The sequence below is a fragment of the Lactobacillus amylolyticus genome (genome assembly GCF_003999355.1).
Lineage (GTDB): Bacteria > Bacillota > Bacilli > Lactobacillales > Lactobacillaceae > Lactobacillus > Lactobacillus amylolyticus.
The window spans coordinates 281,147-305,985 of record NZ_CP031835.1 but is presented as its reverse complement, the minus strand read 5'-3'; the positions used below and the strand labels follow the sequence as shown (position 1 = coordinate 305,985).

The window sequence follows — 24,839 nt, the reverse complement described above, 5'->3', positions numbered from 1 at the left end:
ATGTGTTACTTAAGCTCCTAAATAACCGGATTAGTCTTCGACTTCGATACCCATACTTCTAGCGGTACCTTCAACCATACGCATAGCAGCTCCAATATCAGCAGCGTTAAGGTCTTTCATCTTAGTCTCGGCAATTTCCTTGACTTGGTCCTTAGTTACCTTACCAACTTTCTTGGTATTAGGTTCACCAGAAGCCTTCTTGATCTTAGCAGCTTGCTTAAGCAAAATAGCTGCTGGTGGAGTCTTAGTAATGAATTCGAATGAACGATCTTCATAAACTGTAATAACTACAGGGATAATCATGCCTTTTTGGTCAGCAGTTCTAGCATTGAAGTCCTTAGTGAAACCTACAATGTTAATACCAGCTTGACCCAAAGCAGGACCAACTGGAGGTGCAGGTGTTGCAGCACCAGCTGGGATTTGTAACTTAACTACGTTAATAACTTTCTTTGCCACGGTCAAAACCTCCTTGATTCCGTGATGCGGTTAAAATGGGGAATTTACCTATTTTCTCCTCCCACAATAATAAACGTACTTTAGTATCTTACCATGGTTTAACCGCAATTACAACAACTAATTATCTAGTTTATTCTTCATCAAGCTTCTTTACTTGATCGTAATCTAATTCAGCTGTCGTTGCTCGACCAAACATGTCTACTGAAACATAAAGCTTGTATTTATCTGGTTGAATATCGGTGATCTTACCAACTATGCCGTTAAAGGCACCTTCAGTAATCGTAACATGTTCACCCAATTCGAAGTTGACAGTTGGCTTCTTCTTTTCTGGTTGACCTTGTTGGTTAAGCAAACGTTCTACTTCTTCTGGAAGAAGTGGTGAAGGTTTGGAACCACCACCATGAGAACCAACGAATCCAGTAACGTTTGGGGTATTTCTAACGACGAACCAGCTTTCATCAGTCATTACCATTTCAACCAAAACGTAGCCTGGGAAAATCTTTTCTTCAACTTCTTGTTTTTTGCCACGAACAGTTTCAACCTTTTCTTTTTCTGGAACCATTACACGGAAAATGTAGTCTTGCATTCCCATGCTTTGTGCACGTGACAATAAGTCAGACTTTACTTTGTCCTCATAGCCAGAATATGTGTGTAAAACATACCATTGTTTTTTTGCTGTTTCGACCATTTAAATATTTCTCCTTAAATTATTGCAAACAAAAAAACCTCGCAAATGAGGTTTTCTTAATCAGTTAGCCATATTATACCACGGTCTGATTTTGTTAGCTATTATTATCTTCTTTACATAACTGCTTGAGTCAATGCACTGAAAGCCCAGTCAAGTGCACCCAAATAAATGGCAAACAAAATTGAACTCACAATAACAATCATAGTATCGTGACGATTTTGTTTGTAAGTTGGCCATGTAACTAATTTCATTTCATGTCCAACACTCTTAAAGAACTTAAACATTCTCTTACCTCGTTTCTTTATGTAAAGTCATCTTGCCGCAATGTTTGCAAAACTTTTTCAATTCAAGTCGCTGAGTGCGATTTTTGCTTGCGGTGATTGAGTAATTGCGTGACCCACAGACGCTGCAGGCTAAGGCTGCTTTTCTAACTGCCATAATCTCACTTCCAAACTTAAATTATTTTAACAGGATTAATTCAATAAAGCAATTAGTCTTAATTTGTAAACAAATCTGGATGCCGAGTTTGAAAGGCTGCGATTTTTTGATAACTATGACTAATTTCTTTTTCTACCTCATGATAGATAGGGATCAATTCTTGATAAATTTTTACATCTTTATCATTTGGAAAATAAACTTTATCTTCTTTAACAAAATTGCCAATTTCATTTAGCTCATGATTCATCCCTAGAGCAAGACGCGCTAAAAACATGGCCGCCAAAGTACCACTTTGATTGTTTTTCAATGCGGTGACTGGCAGATTAAAGACGTTAGCCAGCATTTGTCTAACAAAATTGCTTTTTACAAAACCACCCGTAACTCTAATCGTTTGTGGCTTGCCAATATTTTCCGTGATAGCATGTGAGGCCCCTAACAGATTAAAAACAATCCCCTCGATAACGCTGCGTGCTATCTGCGGTTTAGTATGATTACGCGTTAGTCCGACAAAAGAGCCTTTAGCATCAGCATTCCAAATGGGTGCCCTTTCTCCGCCTAAATATGGATGAAAAATCAGACCACCACTGCCAGCAGGAACAGTCTGAGCAATATTCAAGAAATCTTCGGCTGTTTCATCAGCATTAAAAATTGTTTTGCGTGCCCATTCAAAAATAATCCCGCCGTTATTTACAGGTCCGCCAATTAAATATGAATTATTATTTGCCGGGTAGCAAAAAAATCTGGTCTTTTTATCAATCACTGGCTTATTTACTAGCGTTCTGACTGCTCCTGATGTGCCGACATTAAGGGCAAAATTATTTTTATTTAAAACAGCGACACCGATTGTAGACAAGTAGCCATCGCTCGCTCCTAGTACGATTACCGTGTTGGAATTTAAATTTAATTTTTGACGATATTCATCATTTATCCAAGAAATAATTTGGGTTGGGTTGGTTAATTTGGGTAATTGTTCTGTATCCAAATCTAACTGAGCTAGAATTTCTTTATCCCATGTTAAAGTTTTTAAATTAAGCATCCCGCTGCCGGCCGCCATAGGAATGTCTTCCCATACTTCACCAGTTAAGCGATAAATTAAATAGTCTTTTATTCCTATCCAGTATTTTGCTTTTTTATAAAGCTGATGATTATTCTCCTTAAGCCACAACAATTTATAAACTGGTGCCATCGGATGAATCGGTATGCCGGTGTGTAGATAAATTATTTGTGCAAGGCCAGTTGCTTTGGCCTTAGCAACTGTCTCTTCGGCACGATTATCCGCCCAAGTGATGCTGTTAGTTAATAATTTTTTATTTTCATCTAAACCAATCAAGGAATGCATCTGGCTTGACCAGGAAATTGCCAAAATTTTGCCATTCGCTTTTTGGGAAAGTTTATAAATAATTTGCTGAACAGCATCAAAAATCACTTCTGGATCTTCTTCAGCCTGACCAATTTCATCTTGAATCAAAGGATATGGAATGCACATTTCAAAAATTTGACTGCCATTTTCATCATAAAGCACGCCTTTGGTTGCGGTCGTGCCAACATCCATGCCAATTATGTAGTTCATATTTTTTGAATAAAACTTCTTCCAATATTTAGATAATTAATTTTCAAAATTATAGCAGATTATAAAAAAGAGCACAAAAAAAACAGCTACTAATCAGTAGCTGTCATGGTGGTCAAACAAAGCGTGACCACTGTGCGTAGAACATTGTTTTTAGTCGGATTTACTTCTTAAGATTTTCGTTGACGAAGGCTTTAATTTTATCGTCAGAGTCTTTCAAAAACGGAAGCATATCTTCCTCCGTCTTCATGGTATCTCTACCATTCTTTTCCATGAAATAGTCCCAAAGGGCATCTCTAACTGGTAACTTTGAATCGCTCCAGTCAAAAACTTCGTTCATGTGACGGTCTAACAATGCAGTCTTAATAATTTCGTCTGTCATCTTAAATTACCTCCTAAAATATTCTACGAGATATATTATACCAAAGATAGCAGTTATCAGCTAGCGATTACTGTCCATTTACTTAACTTGATCAAAGACTGCTTTCAATAATTTTTGATAAGCACGTTGACCTGCGCGCTTGATTTTCTCAATTGACATATTATATTTTTCTGCTGCTTCTTCAATTGTGTAATGACCTAAAAAGACCTTCATCGCAACCAATTCAGGATCAGACAAATTTCTGAAAAAATCAGCTAAGTTCTCCATATTCGCAACCGTAGCAATTGGCTGTTCAATCGGCTCAATTATTTTGTTGCTATCACATTCAATTAAAGCCTCAAGTGATAACATAATTTCATTTCCAATTCTGCGGCTGGTTGTACGGTAGCGCAATAAGTCAACTGCTCGATTATATAATCGCTTCTTATAAAAAGTTCCAAACTTGCCTCGATTTGGATTGTAGCTGTCAACTGCATCTAAGCAAACAATCAGTGCTTCTTGTTCCCAGTCGTCATCATCAAAGTCGCGGAAGTAGAATTTTCTTCTACTCTTTACAACTAACGGACGATATTTTTCAAATAATTGCAATAATGCTTTTTCATCGTCTTGACGTGCTGCACTGATTAATTTTGCTTCTTTCTTTGCATGGATCATAATTATTTACCCTCGCTTTTTTATTTTTCTTAAAACCTCTGAGTATTAGAATACGGGATAAATAATGACAGAACTACACTTCGGCAATTGGAGGCAAACAAAAAACGATTTTTGTCTTCGCTGCCACTCACAAAAATCGTTACTTGTATCTGGTCAAATCCTTATTTTAATGGATTTCTGCTATTTAACATTTGATATAGCAGAATACCGGTTGCAACACCGGCATTTAAGGACTGCACATGCCCTACCATTGGCAAAGTCAGAGTTTGATCCATCTGCTTTTTTAAAAGTGGAGCAATCCCCTTGCCTTCATTGCCAATAACTAAAACTGTTTTGCCGTTAGCGTTCCACTGACGGTAGTCCGTTCCCTTCATGTCGGTGCCAAAAATCCAATAACCGCGCTTTTTCAAATTTTTTGTTGTTTGTACCAAATTATTAACTCTAGCTACCGGTACATAATCTATTGCTCCGGTTGATGTTTTTGCAACTACCGATGTCAAGCCAGAAGCATGGCGCTTAGGAATAATAATCGCATCTACTCCAGTTGCATCAGCTGAACGTAAAATCGAGCCAAGATTATGAGGGTCTTCAATTGAATCTAACATTAGCAAGAATGGTTCCTTACCTACTTGATCAAATTCATCCAGCAATTGATCAAGGTCAGCATATTCAAAACTAGAAACAGCCAACACCAGGCCCTGATGGTTTCCGCCAGCTACCAGTCGATCCAATTTATTCTTAGGTGCTGTCTGAACAACTAATCTTTTTTTCTTAGCTAAAGCATAAACTTGATTGGCAAAATCTTCTTGAACCCCATGCTGCAAAAAGACTTTATTAATTCGATCTGCTGATTGTGTTTTTAAAAAGTCTAGTCCGGCATGACGGCCAAACACGAAATCTTTATCATTCGAAGTCATATTTTTCTAAATCTCCATTTTCCACAGCATTAATGCACCAAAAGACCAATTGATTAACTCGCTCATATTCACCAGCCAAGTCAAGATAGCCCAACATCGCTTCAAAGCCAGTCGATAATTGATAGGTTTTCAAACTAGTATGCTTAGCCTTAGTGTGAGTTTTGGCATTACGCCCACGACGGAAGGCTGTCAGCTCAATTTCTGACAGCATTTGCTCATCTCTCATCTTGGTGATCAAACCAGCCTGAGCTTTAGCGGAAACATAATGCGTAGCTTCTCGCTGCAAAACTTGTGGTCGCACAATTCCGCCTTTAACTAGGTGCCGCCGAATATAAACTTCATAAACGGCATCCCCCAAATAGGCCAAAGTCTGACCATTTAAAGTATCTGGATTGACATCTGTTTCAGTTAACTTCTTTACTTTAATCACGAGTCCACCTTGTTCCTTGAGGAGTATCTTGAATCGTAATCCCCATTTCTTTTAATTGTTCTCGAATTTGATCACTTGTAGCCCAATCTTTATTTTTACGGGCTTCATCACGCTTTTTAACCAACGCATCAATTTGCTCATCTTCTGCACTAGCTTTAGTTGCAACCAGCTTATCACAATCGATGCCAAAAATATTCAGCCATTGGCAAAGCAGCTTCTTGAACTGCTTTAGTTCGGTTTTGTCTACATTAGCAAGATTAGTATTTGCGTTAACCACTGGCAATAATTCATAAATTGCTGTTAAAGCATTTTGAACATTAAAATCGTCATCCATTGCCTGTTCAAATTTAAGTTTGGTTTGAGCAACGGCCTGCTTCAAGGCAGCATCTTCTTGGCTAGCTGTGTCATCTTCCAAGCGATAATTAATGTTAGTCAGTGTATTCTTAAACCGCTCCAAAATAACCTGAGCTTGCTTTAAATTATCTTCTGAATAATTGATTTGTCGACGATATTGAACACTGGCCATAAAGAAACGCAGAACTTGTGGATCTACCTCTTTGATAATATCGTGCACAGTCACAAAATTATGCAAAGATTTTGACATCTTTTCTTGGTCTTTACCTACAGTGACAAAGCCATTATGAAGCCAATAATTAACAAATTTCTTGCCGGTTTTGGCTTCACTCTGCGCAATTTCGTTTTCATGGTGTGGAAATTCCAAATCTTGTCCACCACCATGAATATCGATGGTGTCGCCTAAATATTTGGTTGACATAACTGAACATTCAATATGCCAGCCTGGACGGCCTTTACCCCATGGTGAGTCCCAAGCAATTTCATCAGGTTCCTTTTGTGCCTTCCAAAGAGCAAAATCGATCGGATCTTCCTTACGCTGCTGCTCAGTATCGTTAATATGCTCTGAAGCACCTTCTTCAAGTTGCGCAATATTTTGATCACTCAATTTGCCATAATCGGCAAACTTTTTAGCACGGTAATAAACATCGCCATCAACTTCATAAGCATAACCCTTAGCAATCAATTCTTTTACAAAGGCAATGATCTCTTTTATTTCATGAGTAGCACGAGGATGGAGCGTCGCTGGTTCAACGTTAAGTGCCTCTGTATCCTCTAAATAAGCATTAATATATCTTTCAGCAAGCTTAGGAACAGTGGTATTTTCAGCTCTTGCTTCATTAATCATCTTGTCATCGACATCAGTAAAGTTAGAAACGTATTTAACTTTATAACCCCGATATTCAAAATAGCGACGAATCGTGTCAAACGCAATTACGCTTCTGGCATTGCCGATATGAATGTAGTTATAAACCGTTGGTCCACAAACATACATGCTAATTTGTCCGGGAACTAATGGTTTGAACTCCTCTTTTTTACGCGATAAGGTATTAAAAACTTTCACAGCTTGCTCTTTCCCTTCTTTGTAATCATTACCCATATTTTACCAAAGAAAAAAGAAGCTGCAGTCATTTACAGCTTCTTTTTAGATTTTATGGTTTTAAAAAATTAAAGACCATTCTCTTCCATTTGCTTTAAGGTCAAGTCCAAGTGTTTAATTACCTTTTCCTTGCCTAAAAGTTCCATTGCTTCACCGATACCAGGGCCTACCATTGATCTAGTAGTAGCAATTCTGATTGGCATAAACAACTTTCTACCCTTGATGCCAGTAGCACGACGAGTAGCTTGGATTGCATTCATGATTTGAACCGAAGTGAAGCGAGGAATCAAATCTAATTGCTTCTTGAATTCTTCAATTACTGGACGGGCATCGTCCTTCTTGATTTCCTCAAGTTCTTCATCTGACAGGTTTTCTGCATCAGTGAAGAAAATCTTTGCCATATCAACAATTTGTTTAGTATATGACATTTGAACTGAATAAATGTTTACTAATTGGCGAACCCATTCCATCTTTTCTGGTGTTGGATGTTCATCAACAAGGCCTGCTTCTTGCAAGTTGTTAAGTGCCAAATCAAGCAAGGTATCACGATCAGCCTTCTTGATATATTGGTTGTTAACCCATTCAAGCTTCTTTTGGTCAAAAGCGGCAGGTGATTTTGACAAACGTGAAGGATCAAATTGCTTAATAAATTCACGTTTGCTGAAGATTTCACTTTCACCCTTTGGTGACCAGCCAAGAAGCGTAATGAAGTTAAACATGGCATCTGGCAAGTAGCCAAGGTCACGATATTGTTCAATGAATTGCAAAACTGATTCATCACGCTTTGAAAGCTTTTTACCAGTAGTAGCGTTAATAATCAAAGTCATGTGACCAAACTTAGGTGGCTTCCAGCCAAGTGCTTCATAAACAACTAATTGCTTAGGAGTGTTTGAAACGTGGTCATCACCACGAAGAACATGAGTAATCTTCATTAAGTGGTCATCAACAACAACGGCAAAGTTATAAGTTGGCATGCCATCACGCTTTTGAATAACAAAGTCGCCGCCGATAGTGTCTGATTCAAAGCTTAAGTGACCCTTAACGATATCGTCCCATTCATAAGTTTCCATTTCTGGAATATGAATACGAACAACTGGCTTCAAGCCCTTTGCCTTGGCTTCATCTTGAGCCTTTTTAATTTCATCAGCAGTCATGCCTTCATATTCATAAGTGTAGTGAGGAGCAATGCCCATTGCACGTTGTTCTTCACGTTGAGCTTCAAGTTCTTCTTCAGTCTTGTAGGAATAGTAAGCTTTGCCTTCGTCAATCAATTGCTTGATGTATTTGTTATAAATATCTTTTCTTTCTGATTGACGATATGGACCATAGTCTCCACCCTTATCAGGACCTTCGTCCCAGTCGATACCAAGCCAATGCAAGTTCTCCATCTGTGACTTTGAACCGCCTTTAACGTTACGCTTTTGGTCGGTATCTTCAATTCTTAAAACAAAAGTACCCTTATTGTGACGAGCGAATAAATAGTTAAAAAGTGCAGTACGTGCATTACCAATGTGTAAGTGACCAGTTGGACTTGGTGCATATCTTACACGAATCTTTTCTTTAGCCAAAATTCATGCCTCTTTCAAAAATAATGGATTGTAACAGTATTAGTTTACGCGTAATAGACAAAAAGTTCAATCTTACTAATTAAAAACTAACTTTAATGCTTGAGGGATGCTAGAAACAGGAATAACTTCAATTCCATTATTCATTAAGCTTTTGCTGAGATTATGTCGTGGAATAAAAATTCGCTTAAACCCAACTTTTGCGGCCTCTTTTACTCGTGCTTCAATTTTATTGACTCTTCTTACTTCACCAGTCAAGCCAACTTCACCCACAAAGCAATCAGTCGGTTGAATCTCCTTGTCAGTATAGCTGGAAGCAACGGCCATGATTGCAGCCAAATCAATCGCAGGCTCACTAAGACGAATACCACCGGTAGCAGTTAAGTAAACATCTTGATTCTGCAGCATTAAGTTACCTCGTTTTTCAAGAACAGCCAGAAGAAGAGCTGCACGATTATAGTCAATTCCCGACGTCGTTCTTTTAGCATAACCAAAAGCGGTCGGAGTAACCAAAGCCTGAATTTCTGCGAGCAGCGGCCTTGTTCCTTCAAGCGAAACTACTACCGCCGATCCGGTTGATTGCGGCAAACGCTGATCAAGAAAAATTGAAGATGGATTGGTAACTTCTCTTAAGCCACCGTTTTCCATTTCAAACATCCCAATTTCATTCGCAGCGCCAAAACGGTTTTTAACAGAATGCAAAATCCGGTATGAATGGTGTTCATCCCCTTCAAAGTAAAGGACTGTATCTACCATATGTTCCAAGATTTTCGGCCCAGCGATTGCACCTTCCTTGGTAACATGCCCAATAACAAAAACCGTAATGACATCCATTTTAGCGATCTTCATTAGTTCACTGGTAACCTCACGGACCTGTGAAGCTGAACCAGTCATTGAATCTAAACTTGGTTCATTCATCGTTTGAATTGAATCAATAACCACAAAATCTGGTTTAATATCATCAATGGTTTCTCTGATATCATGCATGTCGGTTTCTGGATAAAGCAGCATTTGACTTTGACCAACGCCTAGGCGGTCTGCCCGCAATTTAATTTGATTTGCCGACTCTTCACCTGAAACATAGAGAACTTTATATTTTTTGGATAAATCGCTCATAATTTGCAGTATCAGAGTAGACTTGCCGATTCCTGGATCGCCGCCGATTAAGACTAATGATCCTGGCACAATTCCTCCGCCCAAAACGCGGTTTAATTCTTCTGATTCAGTTGGAATTCGGTTTTCCTTTTCAGCCTTTACTTTTTCCAAATTGACCGGTTCATTAATCCCTGTCTTTTTAATTAATTGACTAGGCGCTGCTTTAGCTGAATGCTTTTGAACTTCTTGCGTTTCTTTTTCAAATTGATTCCATGCTCCGCAGTTAGGACAGCGACCCAAATAAGATGCTGAAATATAGCCGCATGAACGACATTTATATTGTGTTTTTACCCTTGCCATTAATGCCCCTCATTCTCATTAGTTGATCCAAAACCACTGATTCTCTGACGATCAATTGGATCATCATCATCAGTTTTTAGATATTTCATAAAAATACCTTGTGCAATTCGATCTCCCTTGTGAATATGAAGCGGACGAACGCCGTAGTTGATCATTTGCACAAAAATTTCGCCTTCATTTTTTGGATTATCGTAGTAATCTGCATCAATTACGCCAATTCCATTTGGCAAACTAAGATTGCGCTTGAAGGTGTTGGAGGAACGGTTAGCCAAAATAAGCACCTCATCTTCAGGCATGTAAGCTTTTAAGCCTGTAGGAACTAAAATTGGCTTTAACAATTTTTCTGCCATTTCATAGTCACGTTCAAAAATTTGATGGCCGTTTCTAATCAACCGAAAGATTCTTACAAAATTTAACCGCCAAATACTTGGAATTGTAATATCTTCGGCTGCTTCAAGATCATAGCCGGCACTAGCTAAAGTCTGCCGTCTTGGCAAATTAATTCCTTGATCTTGATAATTAGAAACAACTTCAAAGCCACGTATTTTCATCTTTAAAAAACTCCATCATTTATTACTTTTATTTTGCTAGGTATCTATTTTACAATGTTTTATTGAAAGCAAAAAGAATTTATTCCTCTATCTATTAAATACGTAAAAAAATCTCTTTTTACCGTCAAAAGGAAAATAAAATGACTATCCCAACAAAAAAATATTTCACACGTAAAAACGACAACGATATAATCACATCTCGGACCGATCTCGATTTAATTGAGCGAAAGGACGAGACCGTTTGGATTATGAATCATCTATTTCTTAATCCTGAACAACATGATCAACATGAAATTTCACTTATAATGCATGATGTAGTTGTCTTTGTCCAAGAAAGTGAAAAAAAGATTTGGCCATTGGATCCAATTGCAATTAAATATTTCAAACAGCATCCCGAATTAGAAGCCATATGGTACAACAAACCATTTAATTTTTAAGCGCCTTCATGGACGCTTCTTTTTTTATAGGATAAAATAGGAATTGATTAAATGTTGATTAAATCTCTAAGGAGGAAAATATGGCAAAAGAAATTTCTAGTGATATCATTGCTAAATTTGAAAATGACTTAACTAACCACCCTGCTGCCAAAGTTGCTAGCCGGGCCGCTCAAGAAAACGGTATTTTTAAAGCAAGTCAAGACTTGCAAACTAAGATTGATTTAGACCCAACTTTCTCAATCGAAATCGATACTGGCAAACCTGCTGACCAAAAGCAATCTGGCCGTTGCTGGATGTTCAGTGCTTTGAACACCATGCGTCACCCATTGCAAAAGAAGTTCAAGTTAAAGGACTTTGAATTGTCACAAAACTACACTAACTTCTGGGATAAGTTCGAAAAATCCAATTGGTTCTTTGAAAATGTTATTGCAACTGCCGATAAAGATTTAGGTGATCGCAAGGTTTCATTCTTATTTGCTACCCCACAACAAGACGGTGGGCAATGGGACATGCTCTGTGGCATTATTGAAAAATACGGTATTGTTCCTAAGAGCGTTTATCCAGAAACTGCCAACTCAAACAACTCAAGTGCATTAAATGACACTTTGAATACTTTGCTTCGCAAAGATGGTCTTGAATTGCGCAAATTGGTTAACGATGGCAAATCTAAAGACGAAGTCGAAAAGCGCAAGGAAGAAATGTTAAACGATGTCTTCCGCGTTCTTTCAATTTCTCTTGGCGTTCCACCAAAGAAGTTCAACTTTGAATACCGTGACGACGACAAGAATTACCACATTGATAAGGACATTACTCCAAAGGAATTCTTTGATAAATACGTGGGCATGGATCTTGAAAACCACATTTCCACAATCAATGCTCCAACTGCTGACAAACCTTTCCACAAAGTATTCTCAGTTGAATACTTAGGAAACATTGAAGGCGGTCGTCAAGTTCGTCACTTAAACTTGAAAGTAGACGAAATGAAGGACTTGATCATCAAGCAATTAAAGAGCGGCGAAGTTGTTTGGTTTGGTTCAAATGTTGTTAAGGATTCTGAACGTAAGGCCGGTCTTCTTGATACTGCACTTTACAGACGCGATGAATTATTTGATGTTGACTTTTCAATGTCTAAGGCTGAAATGCTTGATTCTGGCGAAAGCATGATGGACCACGCAATGGTAATCACCGGCGTTGATATCGTAGATGGCAAGCCAACTAAGTGGAAGATTGAAAACTCATGGGGTGACAAGCCTGGATTCAAAGGTTACTTTGTTATGAGTGATAAGTGGTTTGATTCATTTGTTTATCAAGCAGTTATCAACAAGAAGTTCTTGCCAGATGACTTAAAGAAAGCCTACGACGAAGGCAAGAAGAATCCCATTCAATTATTGCCATGGGACCCAATGGGTGCTTTAGCCTTTAAGTACTAATAAAATATTTTTCAACAAAAAAGAAGTTGCTCTTGTGAGTAACTTCTTTTTTTACCAAATATGCAGCAATCTTGTCGGATCAAGCTTGCTCAAATTGAATTGATGAACATGTTGTTCACGATTTTCTGGGAATTCTTTTAAATAATCAGCAACATTATATAGCCCCGTATTATAGGACCAAACACCGTGAACCTTATGAATTGAATCCAACATTTCGTTTCTAATCGGATACGCTGAAATCAAAAAGTGCTTGTGATGAAATTTAAAAACAAAATAAGGCAATTTAAATTCTTTCACAGCTTCATCACGAGTTTTCGCAATCGTAACCACATTTCGATAAGTACCATATTTTTCTGTGAATTTGTTGTTGAAAGAAAAATAAAAATTCGAGATATGCACATGTGGAAAATCTTCTTCCGCAACTTGATCAGGAACTGCAATCACATGAAAATAACGATCAAGATTGCTTTCACGTTGCGAAAGAGCCTTTTCCATTTGACTTGGAACAATTCCATGTGCCCATTCTGGAACCTCGGGATGGGCTTCATACGAACGATACATTTGTTTAATTACTTCGGGCTTTACCCAATCATAATGCATTCTGATTTGATTGCGTTTTAATAAGCTCTCCAAAGTATTATGCTGCATCAGGTCAATAACGAATAATTCGTAATGATACTTATCAACCCATGGCTTGAAATGCTCGATTTCACTAGGAACAATATGGGTCCCATCTACAATTACTGTTTCGCCATAAGACATCTTATGTTCGACCAAATTGTCGACCATTTTTTGCATCTGCACAGTTACATGACGCGGGATCACCTGGTGTAAATAATCGGCTTCCTCTTGATAATATACAGTTAAATCCGCCAATAATAACCGAATTTGATCACGACTGATCGCATATGGTTGTAAGTGATGACGGGCAATAAAAGAAGATTTACCAGAGCCAGGTGCGCCTCTCAATAAAAATATTTTACGCATGCCAAATACTCCAAACTATAAATAATAATTAATTCGTAATAAATTTTACCATAATTGTGACCCATTCCATGAATCAGAGCATTAAAAAAGTGTGCAAGCGCACACTAATTTAAAATTTGTTTATCTATAATTCTCATATCGTCATTCATTGTGTAAATAATTGGCTCCGCGTTAGGAACTTCCAATTTTACAATGTCATGGTCATTAATACCTTCAAGTTTTTTGATTAATGCACGCAAACTTGAACCATGAGCAACAATTAATTGATCCTCCCCACGCATCATCCTTGAAGCAACTTCGTCATAATAATATGGCATTAAACGCAACTGAGTCTGATGCAAACTTTCTGCACGTGGCATTAAATGTTGATCGCATAAACGATAACGACGATCAACAATCGGCGATCCTTGCTTAGGCGGAACGGAATCAAAACTCCGCCGCCACATTAGGACTTGCTCTACGCCAAAGACCTTGCGCGAGATGTCCTTGTTAAGGCCCCTTAAAGCGCCATAGTGGCGTTCATTTAGGCGCCATGTCTTAGTGATCGGCAAATACAAAAAGTTGCACACATCGGCTACAATATTGGCTGTGACAATTGCCCGCGACAAAACCGAAGTATGGATATGCGTGGGATGAAAATCAGAGATTTGGTTAATTAAGCGTCCTGCTTTGCGTGCCTGCTGCTCTCCTTTTTTGGTTAATGGTACATCATTCCAGCCAGTATACACATTAGCGGCATTAGCTACACTTTCTCCATGTCTAACTAAAACTAATTTGACCATTTTATCCCCTTAAATAAAATTACACAGCTTCATAATCAGCATGACTATGCCGCCGACAGTAAAGATCACACCTAAAATCGTAAAAGCTCTTAAGCCGGCTTTATTTGTTGGTTGATGTCGTCGGTTATAAGCATAGGACAAATCATACAAACCGACAATAATTACGATAATTGCTGTAAAAATATTAACTCCATTTTTCATTTTCGCACCTAATTTTCCTTGCCCCGTTCAACAATCATTTTATCATTTCGACCACGCTCGCATTCTTCTTGCAAGTTAATATGGTTGACCCCTAACTGATCTTTTAATTCTCGTCCAATTCTTTGACAAAGATCTTCAAATTCACCACAAGTCAAGTTCTTATCCACATTCAAATGGGCATCCAGCATTATGTAATCGTCACTATAACGCCAAATATGGACATGGTGAATATTTTTAACTTCTGGATAGCTCAGAACAATCTGATTAATTTTCTTCAGGTCGATGTCTGGATTTGATTCCATCAGAACGTTTGTCGCTTTCATCGTAATTTCGTAAGCTTCATGCAAAACAAACAATGAGACCAGCATAGTTAAAATAGGGTCTAGCCAATCAATCTTCCAAAAGTAAATAAAACTGGCCCCAATCACAACCGCTAAACTGGACAAGGCATCACTCATCATATGCACAAAAGTTGAACGTACATTTAAGTTTCCTTTAGCATCCCGATGCATAGCAAACATAGAAATAAAATTAGCAATTAACCCAATTAAGGCAACGACTAGCATTACGCCACCTTTAATATGTTCAGGGTTCCAAAAACGTTCGATTGCTTCAATAAAAAGGACAAGACTGATAACAATCAAAATGACGCCATTAGTAAAAGCGACTAAAGTTTCGGCCCGTTGATAACCAAAAGTCTTATTTTTATTGCGGTTTCTTTTACTAATCAAATGAGCAACAAAAGACAAAACGATCGCACCAACATCGCTTAAATTATGCACTGCATCCGAAAGCAAAGATAATGAGCCAGAAATAATTCCACCGAAGAATTCCGCAATCGTAATGATTACATTCAACAAAGTAACAAAAACATAGCGTTTTGTAGTCCGATCTTGTTTATCCATAAATATTTTCCTTTCGCCTATCCAGTTTACCAAAAAAAGCCCCACTTCTGCAGTAGGACTTTTTATAAACTTTCAGCATTTCGATTATAGTCGATAATTTCAAAGCGGCCATCATCATGAAGCAATCCGCGAGTAACGCTGCCGTTATCTGGAAATGGAATATCATGGTAGCCATCGCTTTTCTTCCAATATTTGATTGTTAAGGTTTTAATAAAATCACCATGGGAAACAAGCAAAACACGCTCTTCATCCTTTGTTAATTCATGAAGATTCTGGATTCCCCTTTTCATTCGTTCATCCAGTTCTTGTTTATTTTCTGCTAAATGACGTGGATCAGCTTCTTTGGTTGCTTCTCTGAACTTTTCTAGACCAAGCTGATTAATAATTTTTTGCACATTGGTTCCGTAGCCTATTCCCGCTGTCTTAGCGATTTGTGCCCAGGTTTTATTGATATCGTCGCCTTCAAAACTACCGAAGAAAACCTCTCTAAACTCTGGCAATTTTCTAATTTTTCCTATTTGAGAAACAGTATTTGCATTCTTCATCAAATGAACAGTATCAATTGCCCTTTTTAAATCGGATGAATACATATTATCAAAGTGTACTTGTGCTAACGCTCTAGCTGTGCGTTTTAAATCATCAATTCCCTTGACCGTTAATGGAGAATCGCACCAACCTTGAACTTTATTCAGCTGATTAAACATTGTTTCTCCATGCCGAACTAAATAAACTTCTGTAGTCAATAAAATTCTCCCCCCTTTAGATTTACAGCTACGTATATATTTTACCAGATCTATAGGTATGCTGTATAGACAGGTAACTTGCTAAAATAACGGAAAAGCCTGCGGTAATCCAGCGCACTGCTTTAGGTGACAAATATTTAATGCATTTCTGGCCAATAAAGTTACCAATAAACAAACCAATTGCAAGCGGTATCGCTTTCCCCCCAGTCAACTTTTGCACCAAAAATAAAGACAATTAGTGCCACCAGGTTGCCTAAAGAGCCCAAAATATTTTTCATTGCATTAACGGCAACAAAACTCGCATCACTAACGTAAGTTAAAAATATTAAGTTTAAAACTCCGGCTGCAGCACCAAAACAGCCAGTATACATTCCAGCAAAAACATGCCAATACAGGCAGCAATCGTTTTACCTGTAGAACGTTTGACTTTTAAATTAAAAAACTTTTTGTTGCCATTAATAACAGCATTGCAGCTGAAAAAATGACAAAGAACAGTACCCGTTTTTCAAAAACAGTGCCAGGAAACCTTAATAAAAGCAAGCTCCCGATCAAAGCTCCATTTAAAATAAACAGTGCATATTTGGCCGATTCAAACCAATGCCCTTTCATTTCTTGCAATGAAGACAAGGCCGAACCTGCGCCAGTAAAAATAAATGCAGCGGTATTTGTAATATTTGCCATTACCGGTAGTGCACCTGCAATTAGCAAAGCTGGATATGAAACAAGCGATGCATAATCGCAATTGCAGAAACCATTCCTGCCAGAATGCCAACAATAATTAAAAAGATAAAGGTTCCGATAATCCCCGTTTTTTACCTCAAATTTTTTATCAAAATACAAAATGCTATTAAAATTATACAATGTAATCAAAGGAGGAAGATTGTGAATACTTTTGAATCATTAATTTTTGTTCCTGAAGGGACTCTGCTAAATGAAAAGCTTGCCCTAAAAACTGCTTTAAGGCAAACATTAAAAAAACAGCAAAGAAATTTTGGGCCTAGTGAACGATTAAAATATACTCAGCTCAGTAATGGCTTTAAATTATTAAGCGAGGGCCAACAAATTCAACTGCTTCTGCAAAATTTTTTGCCAGACCACGTAAATGCCCAAGAAACTTTTTATGGCTTCTTAAGAAAGCAGCACCAACTGATCAAAAACAGTCGAGATTTTTTGGAACAGGTCAAGGGCAAACTGAATCTAGTAGCCTTAGGAAAGGAAAGAAAAGCAGAATTATTGCCACGCTTAAAAGAAGCACGAATTGCTGACTACTTTGAAGCATTATATTTTGCTGATGATTTTACTACAAAGTTTCCTGAAAAAAATAATTTGATTCAAGTAGTTAATGATCTGCAGCTTGATCCTGACACCTGCTTAGTAGTTGGTTCAAACTTAACTGAAGAAATCCAAGCAGCAGAAAACGCTCATCTAAAATCACTATGGTTAACGCCAAAGAGAGAAAAAATTTCAATTACGCCTCATCCGACATTACATTTATCAAGACTATTAGATTTACTATTTTATTTAAATATATAATAATTAGGGATGATGATAAATTTAAGTTATTTAGAAAGGAACTTTTTATGACTAAAGTTGCTGTTGTATTTGCAGACGGTTGCGAAGAAGTAGAAGGCTTAAGCGTAGTCGATGTTCTTCGTCGGTTAAATGTTGAAACGGATATGGTAGGTTTAACCAGCAAAAACGTTATGGGTGACCATAAAATTAAATTAAGCTGTGACAAAGTTGTTGATGATAGCTTGCTTGATTACGATTTAGTAGCTTTTCCAGGTGGAATGACTGGCTCCGCTAATTTGCGTGATAATAAAAAGTTACGTGATCTCATGGTTAAACGTCATGAACAGGGCAAGTGGGATGCTGCAATGTGCGCCGCTCCCCGCGCTTTATCACGCTATGGCGTATTAGCTGACGCTGACTATACTTGCTATCCAGGTATTGAAGAACAAACCAAAAAAGATGCGCCAACTGGTCACTTCAAAGAAGACATTACGGTTACTGATAAAGAACACAAAATTTTAACTAGCCGTGGGCCTGCTACTGCTTGGGCTTTTGCTTATGCAATTGCTGAAGCACTTGGCGTTGAAACTAAAGATTTAAAGCATGCCATGCTTTATGATTATTTAGCCGATAATATTCAAGACAGCTTATAATTATTCTATCTTGGTACAAAAAAAAGCATCTCCATTTTGGAGATGCTTTTTGTATATAAACGTAATTTGAAAATTAACGCTTTGAGAATTGTGAAGCTTTACGGGCTTTCTTCAAACCTGGCTTCTTTCTTTCCTTCATTCTTGGGTCACGTGTTAAGAAACCGGCCTTCTTTAATGGTGAACGAAAATCTGGGTCAACATCAAGAAGTGCACGAGCGATACCCAAACGGATAGCTCCAGCTTGACCTGAGAAACCACCACCGTTAACGTTAACGTGAATGTCATATTGACCGTCAGTTTCAGTCAAAGTCAATGGTTGTTTCAAGTCCTTAACTAAGTTAGGGAATGGGATGTATTCATTAACTTCTTTGCCGTTAACAGTGATCTTACCATTACCTGGTACTAAACGAACACGCGCAACTGAATCTTTGCGGCGACCAGTACCGATGTATGCAGCTTGTTGTGCCATTATTTAACCTCCTAGATTAATTTGTTAATATCTAACTTTTCAGGCTTTTGTGCTTCATGCTTGTGATCTTCACCAGCATAAACGTGCATCTTCATGAATTCTTGGTGACCAAGAGTATTCTTTGGAAGCATGCCCTTAACTGAGATTTCAACCATCTTAACAGGATTGTTGGCAAGCAACTCGCCGTATGAAGTAGCTCTTAAGCCGCCACGCCATTCTGAGTGGTGGTAGTAAATCTTGTCAGTAGCCTTTTTACCAGTCAATCTAATCTTTGAAGCATTGATAATAATTACATTATCACCGGTATCAACATTAGGTGTGTATTGAGGCTTGTTCTTACCTCTCAAAATAGTGGCAACAGCAGTTGAAAGACGACCTAAAGATACGTCAGTTGCATCGATAATATACCACTTACGTTCAATTTCACTAGATTTTGCTAATGGTGTAGTACGCAATTTAAATTCCTCCGTTTACTTGCAGTTTGAAAACAATAAGTTTCCGGGGCCTATAGTGGACAAACATACTATATTAGAGTACGTCCTTTTTATAAAAATGTCAATTATAAAAGTAGATCTTGCCGGTATTTATCTGGCAATTTGTCATAAAAGACATGGTATAAATATAGCCCACTTGCCGGTGCGGTTTGAGTCACTTGCAAACGATCTTTTGCCTTAATTATTCTAGGAAAATCATGTACCGGACGTTTTCCGCTTCCAATTTCCAATAAAGTTGCTACTAAAATTCGAACCATATTATATAAAAAGCCAGAGCATATAAAATCGAAAACAAGTTCATTTTGCGCTTCATTTTTTTCAACATTGACATAGTACATGGTACGAACTTTATTTTTTATTTGACCTCCACTCGCTGCAAAGCTTGTAAAATCATGCTTACCTAGTAGATCCTTAGCAGCTTCTTTCATCTTTGAGACATCGATTGGATAAGGATAATGACCTGTATAAAATCTTTTAAATGGATTCACGAAATGATCTAAACTCATCCGATAGCGATACCATTTGCCTTTAATACTATATCTAACATGAAAATCAGGACTGGCGATTTCACATTCTTTAAAAATAATATCCATTGGCATCATTGAGTTCAATGCCAAAATCATCTTTTCTGCTGGAATTCTATTTCCCGGGTAATCAAATTGAATGACCTGACCCATCGCATGAACACCCGCATCAGTTCTACCGGATCCTTCAACTATTACTCGTTTGCCTTTAGTCATTTTCTTTAAAGCTTCTTCAACTGTACCTTGAACAGTTCTTTGATTTGGCTGAACCTGAAAGCCATGAAAAAGATGACCATCATACGCCATCAGCATTTTATATCTTGTACTCATTAATGTGTCCTAAATATGATTAATAAAGCAGTTAAGCTTACCAAATAAAAAAGGTTTACTAAATCAACCTTACTCCATCTTAAAACGCGATAGTGACTTCTGCCCTTACTACCACGATAGCCTCTGGCCTCCATTGCTGTAGAAAGATCTACCGCGGTCTCTAATGAACTAATAAATAATGGAACCAACAATGGTGCAATTGCTTTTGATCTTTTAATCAAACCACCATCATTAAAGTCTGCTCCACGTGACCTCTGAGCATTCATAATTTTCAAAGTTTGGTCAAAAAGGGTTGGAACAAAACGTAAAGCAATCGACATTACCAAAGCAATTTTATCTACCGGAACTCTTATTAATTTTAACGGTTTTAAAATCCATTCCATTGCATCAGCTATTTCCAATGGCATTGTAGTCACTGTCATCACTGTGGAAATTAAAATGATTAAAGTAAATCGAATACAGATAAAAATAGCATTAGCAATTCCAAAACTTGACAGAGTGAATATCCACCATTTCCAATAGATCGTTCCACCAGTAGTAAAGAATAATTGCAAAACCGATGTAAAGAAGATTAACCAGATTAATGGCTTAACTCCGTCCCAAAATATTTTAGCCTTAAGTTTTGTTGCTGCTACAGCTAATATTGCAAATAAAGCAATAATACCATATGTAAGCCAATTATTAGCGAGAAAAATAATAAAAATGAAGAGAATAGCCACGAGCAATTTTCCTCGTGGATCCATTTTATAAATAATGGAATCTCCAGGAATATATCGTCCAATAATTATTTTACTCAAAGACTCACCTCTTCAAATTTATTAAGATTCCTTTGACTAAATCATCCATAGTTAAAGGCTGTTTTTCAAATTGATAATTACTTAATTGTTTAGCAAAAGCTGTTGCACTTGGCTCATCAAGCGAATGCCGATGGGCCCATTTTTCATCAGCAAAGATATTAGCTGGAATATCATGCTTAATTAGCTTGCCTTTTTCCATTACCAAAACGTCATCGGCATAATTAACAACATCATCCATGTTATGAGTGACCAAAATCACAGTATGACCAGAATTTTTATAATCTAAAAACAAATCCATCATTTGCTTTCGAGCACGAGGATCCAATCCTGCATCTGGTTCATCCAAGCAAAGAACGTCAGGTTGATACGCCATGACCCCAGCAATTGCCACTCTCCTCATTTGTCCACCAGATAAATCGAAAGGAGAACGATCCGCTATGTCTTCAGATAAGCCGACTTTCTTTAACCATTTTAATGCTAAAGCCTTAGCATCATCTTCGCTATAGCCAAAATTTTTCGGTCCAAAAGCAATATCATTTAAAACCGTTGTTTCAAATAATTGAGCTTCGGGGAATTGAAATACTAAACTAACATGACGACGTAAATCTTTTAAATTTTTATTTCCAGTTTCAGGTGTGATTTCTTTACCAGCAATTTTAATCTTTCCGGCACTAGGTTTCAATAAAGCATTAAAATGCTGCATCAAAGTAGATTTTCCACTACCAGTATGACCAACAATTGCGACAAAACTCTTTTCTTTTAAAGTAAAGCTTACCTGGTCTAAGCCTTTTTTCTCTAATGGTGTATTAGGTGAATATATGTAACTTACATTTTCGAATTTAATTGACATAGTATCTCGACCAACTTCTCTTGCGAATCGACGTTCTCTGGAATTTCTATCCCGGCCTTTATTAGCTTTTTGATAAGTTTAAAAATAAATGGTTCCTCTAAACCTATACTATCTATTAGCTTTTCGTTTTTGAAAACATCCTTTGGCGTACCCTGTGCAATCGCCTTTCCGTCATTCAAAATTAAAACATGATCAGCCAACATAATTTCATTAATATCATGTGTAATAGAAATGACAGTTAAATCATTTTTGTCCTTCATCTTTTTAACTAACGAAATGATTTCGTCATGTCCTCTAGGATCAAGCATCGAAGTCGCTTCATCTAAAATTAAAATTTTAGGCTTAACGGCAAGTATACCAGCAATTGCGACTCTTTGCTTCTGACCTCCTGATAAGTTGCTTGGCTCAGCAGTTTTATAGTCTGACATGCCTACCTCTTGAATGGCTTTATCGACAATACTTAACATTTGTTCACGCGGTACTCCACGATTTTCTAGTCCAAAGGCAACATCATCGGCGACAGTGGCACCAACAAATTGATTATCAGGATTCTGAAAAACGATCCCCACTTTATCTCTTATTTTCCACAAATTTTGTTCATTAAGAGGATCGCCATCAACAATAATTGAATCCGCATCATTTTCGTCAGACCATAAAAGTCCATTTATTAGTCTAGTAATTGTTGATTTGCCACTTCCATTATTACCTAATATGGTAAACCATTCACCTTTCTTAACATTAAAACTAACATCCTGTACAGCAGGTACCTTAGATTCACTATAAGTAAATGAGACATGATTTAAAGAAATTATATTTTCGGACATATATTCACCACCAAACTACTTATCATCCTACCAAAAAGAGCAAAAAAAATCATCCATGAAGAGGGATGATTTAATCATCTAAGCTAGACTAAGCTTTCGCCATCATCTTTGCGCTTATTCTCACTTTCATGGATAATTCTTAATAGCTATTAAGTTAGATTATTTTGAATTAAATATTAAACCAATTCAAGAATAACCATTGGAGCAGCGTCACCCTTACGAGCTAAAGCTAACTTCATAATTCTGGTGTAACCACCATTACGGTCTTTGTAACGAGGTGCAATATCAGAGAAGAGCTTTTGCAATGCTGATTTAACAACAACTGCATCTTTTTCTTCGTGAATATCAGCAACCTCATCTCTTACAAAAGTAGCAGCTTTTCTTCTTGATGCTAAATCACCGCGCTTACCCAAAGTAATCATTTTTTCAGCAGTCTTACGGATTTCCTTAGCACGAGATTCAGTAGTAACAATGCGTTCGTTAATGAACAATTGAGTAGTCATTTCTCTAAGCATTGCTTTTCTATGTGCACTGTCGCGACCTAATTTACGGTATGCCATTAGTTTGCCTCCTTTATTTGCTTACTTAAGTTAATCTTCTTGACGAAGTGAGAGTCCTAAGTCAGCTAATTTGTTCTTAACTTCTTCCAATGATTTACGTCCTAAATTACGTACACGCATCATATCTGCTTCACTTTTATCTGTTAACTCTTGCAAAGTATTAATACCTGCACGCTTTAAGCAGTTGTAAGAACGAACAGAAAGATCAAGCTCTTCAATAGTCATTTCAAGCTTCTTCTCTTTCTTGTTGTCTTCCTTTTCCACCATTACTTCGCTGAACTTGTTATCTGCATCTGCAGATTCGAATACCTTAAAGTGTTCTACAAGAATCTTTGCAGCGAAGCTAAGGGCGTCATTAGGGTTGATTGAACCGTCTGTCCAAATCTCAAAAGTGAGCTTGTCAAAATCGTCTCTCTTACCAACGCGAGTTGATTCAACTTGGTAATTTACCTTCTTAATTGGTGAGAAAAGAGAATCAACTGGAATAACACCAATTGGCATGTCTTCACTCTTATTGTCACTTGCAGCTACATAACCGCGACCATTCTTAACCGCAATTTGCATGTGCAAGTGCCCACCTTCAGCAATGGTACAAATGTATTGATCTGGATTCAAAACTTCTACGTCTGAATCAACTTTAAGATCATCAGCAGTTACAGTGGCTGGACCTTCAACATCCAATTCAATAACCTTTTGTTCATCTGAATTTGACTTTAATTCAAGTTTCTTCAAATTCAAAATAATCTTAGTTACATCTTCTCTAACGCCGGGAACTGTTGAGAACTCGTGTAAAACGCCGTCAATTTGAACATAAACAAGTCCTGTACCAGGAATAGAAGTGAGTAATACTCTGCGAAGAGAATTACCTAATGTTGTACCAAAGCCTCGTTCTAGTGGTTCAACAACAAACTTACCGTAAGAATCTTCTTGTTCAACAACGGTAATATTTGGTTTTTCAAATTCAATCATTACTAGGCCCCTTTCAAAACGTAACGTCCTTGAGCATTAAGGACAAAATTAAACACGACGACGTTTTGGTGGTCTAGAACCATTGTGGGGAACTGGCGTAACGTCACGAATTGCAGTAATTTCAAGACCAGTTGCTTGAAGTGATCTAATTGCAGATTCACGACCAGCACCAGGGCCTTTAACAGAAACTTCTACACGTTTCATGCCTTGTTCCATTGCACTCTTAGCTGCTGCTTCGGCTGCCATTTGAGCTGCAAATGGGGTTGACTTACGACTACCCTTAAAGCCCAATGCACCGGCTGAAGACCAAGCAATTGCATTACCTTGAACGTCAGTAATCATGACTAAAGTATTATTAAACGTAGACTGAATGTGAGCAACGCCGCTTTCGACATGCTTCTTCACACGACGCTTACGTGCTGTTTTAGGCATCAATAAACCTCCTTATAAATATATTAACGGTTTCTCTTAGCACCCTTACGGGTACGAGCATTGTTCTTAGTATTTTGACCACGAACTGGAAGTCCACGACGGTGACGAATACCACGGTAACAACCGATATCAACTAAACGTTTGATGTTCATACTTACTTCACGACGTAAGTCACCTTCAACACGGTATTTGTCGACTTCTGAACGAAGCTTTTCTTGATCTTCTGGAGTTAAATCCTTTGAACGAATATCTTCTGAAACACCAGCATCTTTACAAATCTTCTTAGCAGTTGGTTCACCAATACCATAAATATAAGTCAATGCGACTACAACTCGTTTATCTCTTGGTAAGTCAACACCAGCAATACGTGCCATAAATTGCACC

34 protein-coding genes are annotated in these 24,839 nt (G+C 37.6%); 4 read left to right on the top strand and 30 right to left on the bottom strand.

The window, feature by feature from the left end; translation table 11 throughout:
* Nucleotides 1–30: 30 nt before the first annotated feature.
* From rplK to D0Z64_RS01540, 13 genes are all read right to left on the bottom strand, one after another.
* Nucleotides 31–456 carry a 50S ribosomal protein L11 gene (gene rplK, locus D0Z64_RS01600; RefSeq protein ID WP_006351877.1) on the bottom strand — a complete coding sequence of 142 codons (426 nt, stop codon included), beginning with the start codon at nt 454–456 and terminating at the stop codon, nt 31–33.
* 130 nt (nt 457–586) lie between these two features.
* Nucleotides 587–1,144: a transcription termination/antitermination protein NusG gene (nusG, locus tag D0Z64_RS01595; protein ID WP_080881161.1), complete on the bottom strand. Its 558-nt coding sequence runs from the start codon at nt 1,142–1,144 to the stop codon at nt 587–589.
* Between the two features lie 113 nt (nt 1,145–1,257).
* Complete coding sequence (gene secE / locus D0Z64_RS01590; protein ID WP_006351879.1) at nt 1,258–1,428, bottom strand: preprotein translocase subunit SecE; 171 nt, start codon at nt 1,426–1,428, stop codon at nt 1,258–1,260.
* Nucleotides 1,429–1,432: 4 nt separating this feature from the next.
* Nucleotides 1,433–1,582, bottom strand: a complete 150-nt coding sequence (gene rpmG, locus D0Z64_RS01585; RefSeq protein ID WP_006351880.1) for a 50S ribosomal protein L33 — start codon at nt 1,580–1,582, stop codon at nt 1,433–1,435.
* Nucleotides 1,583–1,640: 58 nt separating this feature from the next.
* Nucleotides 1,641–3,152: a gluconokinase gene (locus D0Z64_RS01580; protein ID WP_080881160.1), complete on the bottom strand. Its 1,512-nt coding sequence runs from the start codon at nt 3,150–3,152 to the stop codon at nt 1,641–1,643.
* 160 nt (nt 3,153–3,312) lie between these two features.
* The gene (locus tag D0Z64_RS01575) at nt 3,313–3,531 is read right to left on the bottom strand and encodes a P8 family protein (RefSeq protein WP_006351882.1); all 219 of its coding nucleotides are present in this window, start codon (nt 3,529–3,531) and stop codon (nt 3,313–3,315) included.
* Nucleotides 3,532–3,609: 78 nt separating this feature from the next.
* Complete coding sequence (locus D0Z64_RS01570) at nt 3,610–4,185, bottom strand: sigma-70 family RNA polymerase sigma factor (RefSeq protein ID WP_006351883.1); 576 nt, start codon at nt 4,183–4,185, stop codon at nt 3,610–3,612.
* A gap of 161 nt (nt 4,186–4,346) precedes the next feature.
* Entirely contained in the window at nt 4,347–5,102 is a 756-nt protein-coding gene (rlmB, locus tag D0Z64_RS01565; RefSeq protein WP_080881159.1) for a 23S rRNA (guanosine(2251)-2'-O)-methyltransferase RlmB, read from the bottom strand.
* Nucleotides 5,089–5,532 carry a Mini-ribonuclease 3 gene (locus D0Z64_RS01560; protein ID WP_006351885.1) on the bottom strand — a complete coding sequence of 148 codons (444 nt, stop codon included), beginning with the start codon at nt 5,530–5,532 and terminating at the stop codon, nt 5,089–5,091. The genes rlmB and D0Z64_RS01560 overlap by 14 nt, the downstream gene beginning before the upstream one ends.
* On the bottom strand, nt 5,525–6,949 hold the full coding sequence (gene cysS / locus D0Z64_RS01555; protein WP_236943523.1) for a cysteine--tRNA ligase: 1,425 nt from the start codon (nt 6,947–6,949) through the stop codon (nt 5,525–5,527). Before cysS ends, D0Z64_RS01560 begins: the two co-directional genes overlap by 8 nt.
* A 104-nt stretch (nt 6,950–7,053) precedes the next feature.
* Nucleotides 7,054–8,553 (bottom strand): glutamate--tRNA ligase, encoded by a 1,500-nt coding sequence (gene gltX / locus D0Z64_RS01550; RefSeq protein ID WP_006351887.1) that lies wholly within the window; start codon nt 8,551–8,553, stop codon nt 7,054–7,056.
* A gap of 75 nt (nt 8,554–8,628) precedes the next feature.
* Nucleotides 8,629–10,005 (bottom strand): DNA repair protein RadA, encoded by a 1,377-nt coding sequence (gene radA, locus D0Z64_RS01545; protein WP_080881157.1) that lies wholly within the window; start codon nt 10,003–10,005, stop codon nt 8,629–8,631.
* Nucleotides 10,005–10,556, bottom strand: coding sequence for a dCTP deaminase/dUTPase family protein (locus D0Z64_RS01540; RefSeq protein WP_006351889.1), 552 nt, complete (start codon nt 10,554–10,556; stop codon nt 10,005–10,007). The genes radA and D0Z64_RS01540 overlap by 1 nt, the downstream gene beginning before the upstream one ends.
* A 248-nt stretch (nt 10,557–10,804) precedes the next feature.
* On the opposite strand from D0Z64_RS01540, the gene D0Z64_RS08465 reads away from it, so the two are divergent.
* Nucleotides 10,805–10,993, top strand: coding sequence for a hypothetical protein (locus D0Z64_RS08465; protein ID WP_228116998.1), 189 nt, complete (start codon nt 10,805–10,807; stop codon nt 10,991–10,993).
* 80 nt (nt 10,994–11,073) lie between these two features.
* The gene (pepC, locus tag D0Z64_RS01530; RefSeq protein ID WP_006351891.1) at nt 11,074–12,423 is read left to right on the top strand and encodes an aminopeptidase C; all 1,350 of its coding nucleotides are present in this window, start codon (nt 11,074–11,076) and stop codon (nt 12,421–12,423) included.
* Nucleotides 12,424–12,474: 51 nt separating this feature from the next.
* Here the strand turns inward: pepC and D0Z64_RS01525 are convergent, their stop codons facing one another.
* From D0Z64_RS01525 to D0Z64_RS08455, 7 genes are all read right to left on the bottom strand, one after another.
* Complete coding sequence (locus tag D0Z64_RS01525) at nt 12,475–13,410, bottom strand: AAA family ATPase (protein ID WP_080881156.1); 936 nt, start codon at nt 13,408–13,410, stop codon at nt 12,475–12,477.
* A 104-nt stretch (nt 13,411–13,514) separates the two neighbouring features.
* Nucleotides 13,515–14,192, bottom strand: coding sequence for a 2,3-bisphosphoglycerate-dependent phosphoglycerate mutase (locus D0Z64_RS01520; RefSeq protein WP_127345543.1), 678 nt, complete (start codon nt 14,190–14,192; stop codon nt 13,515–13,517).
* A 9-nt stretch (nt 14,193–14,201) separates the two neighbouring features.
* Nucleotides 14,202–14,393: a hypothetical protein gene (locus D0Z64_RS01515; protein ID WP_006351894.1), complete on the bottom strand. Its 192-nt coding sequence runs from the start codon at nt 14,391–14,393 to the stop codon at nt 14,202–14,204.
* An 8-nt stretch (nt 14,394–14,401) separates the two neighbouring features.
* Nucleotides 14,402–15,298: a cation diffusion facilitator family transporter gene (locus tag D0Z64_RS01510; protein WP_040457133.1), complete on the bottom strand. Its 897-nt coding sequence runs from the start codon at nt 15,296–15,298 to the stop codon at nt 14,402–14,404.
* A gap of 62 nt (nt 15,299–15,360) precedes the next feature.
* Nucleotides 15,361–16,041 (bottom strand): histidine phosphatase family protein, encoded by a 681-nt coding sequence (locus tag D0Z64_RS01505; protein ID WP_080881154.1) that lies wholly within the window; start codon nt 16,039–16,041, stop codon nt 15,361–15,363.
* A 161-nt stretch (nt 16,042–16,202) separates the two neighbouring features.
* Nucleotides 16,203–16,412 carry a sulfite exporter TauE/SafE family protein gene (locus D0Z64_RS08460; RefSeq protein WP_006351897.1) on the bottom strand — a complete coding sequence of 70 codons (210 nt, stop codon included), beginning with the start codon at nt 16,410–16,412 and terminating at the stop codon, nt 16,203–16,205.
* Nucleotides 16,413–16,470: 58 nt separating this feature from the next.
* Nucleotides 16,471–16,722, bottom strand: coding sequence for a TSUP family transporter (locus D0Z64_RS08455; protein ID WP_236943522.1), 252 nt, complete (start codon nt 16,720–16,722; stop codon nt 16,471–16,473).
* Nucleotides 16,723–16,923: 201 nt separating this feature from the next.
* Between D0Z64_RS08455 and D0Z64_RS01495 the strand changes: the two genes are divergently transcribed.
* Both D0Z64_RS01495 and D0Z64_RS01490 read left to right on the top strand, forming a co-directional pair.
* Nucleotides 16,924–17,574 carry an HAD family hydrolase gene (locus tag D0Z64_RS01495; RefSeq protein ID WP_080881153.1) on the top strand — a complete coding sequence of 217 codons (651 nt, stop codon included), beginning with the start codon at nt 16,924–16,926 and terminating at the stop codon, nt 17,572–17,574.
* Between the two features lie 47 nt (nt 17,575–17,621).
* A complete protein-coding gene (locus tag D0Z64_RS01490; RefSeq protein ID WP_080881152.1) occupies nt 17,622–18,206 on the top strand; it encodes a DJ-1 family glyoxalase III in 585 nt (194 codons plus the stop codon).
* A gap of 73 nt (nt 18,207–18,279) precedes the next feature.
* On the opposite strand, the gene rpsI is transcribed toward D0Z64_RS01490, so the two are convergent.
* From rpsI to rpsM, 10 genes are all read right to left on the bottom strand, one after another.
* Complete coding sequence (rpsI, locus tag D0Z64_RS01485; protein ID WP_006351901.1) at nt 18,280–18,675, bottom strand: 30S ribosomal protein S9; 396 nt, start codon at nt 18,673–18,675, stop codon at nt 18,280–18,282.
* 11 nt (nt 18,676–18,686) lie between these two features.
* Complete coding sequence (gene rplM, locus D0Z64_RS01480) at nt 18,687–19,130, bottom strand: 50S ribosomal protein L13 (RefSeq protein ID WP_080881151.1); 444 nt, start codon at nt 19,128–19,130, stop codon at nt 18,687–18,689.
* Nucleotides 19,131–19,234: 104 nt separating this feature from the next.
* Nucleotides 19,235–20,023, bottom strand: coding sequence for a tRNA pseudouridine(38-40) synthase TruA (truA, locus tag D0Z64_RS01475; protein WP_080881150.1), 789 nt, complete (start codon nt 20,021–20,023; stop codon nt 19,235–19,237).
* Entirely contained in the window at nt 20,023–20,820 is a 798-nt protein-coding gene (locus tag D0Z64_RS01470) for an energy-coupling factor transporter transmembrane component T family protein (RefSeq protein WP_080881149.1), read from the bottom strand. Before D0Z64_RS01470 ends, truA begins: the two co-directional genes overlap by 1 nt.
* Nucleotides 20,821–20,824: 4 nt before the next feature.
* On the bottom strand, nt 20,825–21,670 hold the full coding sequence (locus tag D0Z64_RS01465; protein ID WP_080881148.1) for an energy-coupling factor transporter ATPase: 846 nt from the start codon (nt 21,668–21,670) through the stop codon (nt 20,825–20,827).
* Nucleotides 21,646–22,494 carry an energy-coupling factor transporter ATPase gene (locus D0Z64_RS01460; RefSeq protein ID WP_080881147.1) on the bottom strand — a complete coding sequence of 283 codons (849 nt, stop codon included), beginning with the start codon at nt 22,492–22,494 and terminating at the stop codon, nt 21,646–21,648. The genes D0Z64_RS01465 and D0Z64_RS01460 overlap by 25 nt, the downstream gene beginning before the upstream one ends.
* A 176-nt stretch (nt 22,495–22,670) precedes the next feature.
* Entirely contained in the window at nt 22,671–23,054 is a 384-nt protein-coding gene (gene rplQ, locus D0Z64_RS01455) for a 50S ribosomal protein L17 (protein WP_006351907.1), read from the bottom strand.
* Nucleotides 23,055–23,084: 30 nt separating this feature from the next.
* Nucleotides 23,085–24,023: a DNA-directed RNA polymerase subunit alpha gene (locus D0Z64_RS01450; RefSeq protein ID WP_127345541.1), complete on the bottom strand. Its 939-nt coding sequence runs from the start codon at nt 24,021–24,023 to the stop codon at nt 23,085–23,087.
* A gap of 48 nt (nt 24,024–24,071) precedes the next feature.
* Nucleotides 24,072–24,455: a 30S ribosomal protein S11 gene (rpsK, locus tag D0Z64_RS01445; protein ID WP_080881145.1), complete on the bottom strand. Its 384-nt coding sequence runs from the start codon at nt 24,453–24,455 to the stop codon at nt 24,072–24,074.
* 23 nt (nt 24,456–24,478) lie between these two features.
* Nucleotides 24,479–24,829 carry a 30S ribosomal protein S13 gene (rpsM, locus tag D0Z64_RS01440; RefSeq protein WP_006351910.1) on the bottom strand — a complete coding sequence of 117 codons (351 nt, stop codon included), beginning with the start codon at nt 24,827–24,829 and terminating at the stop codon, nt 24,479–24,481.
* Nucleotides 24,830–24,839: the final 10 nt, after the last annotated feature.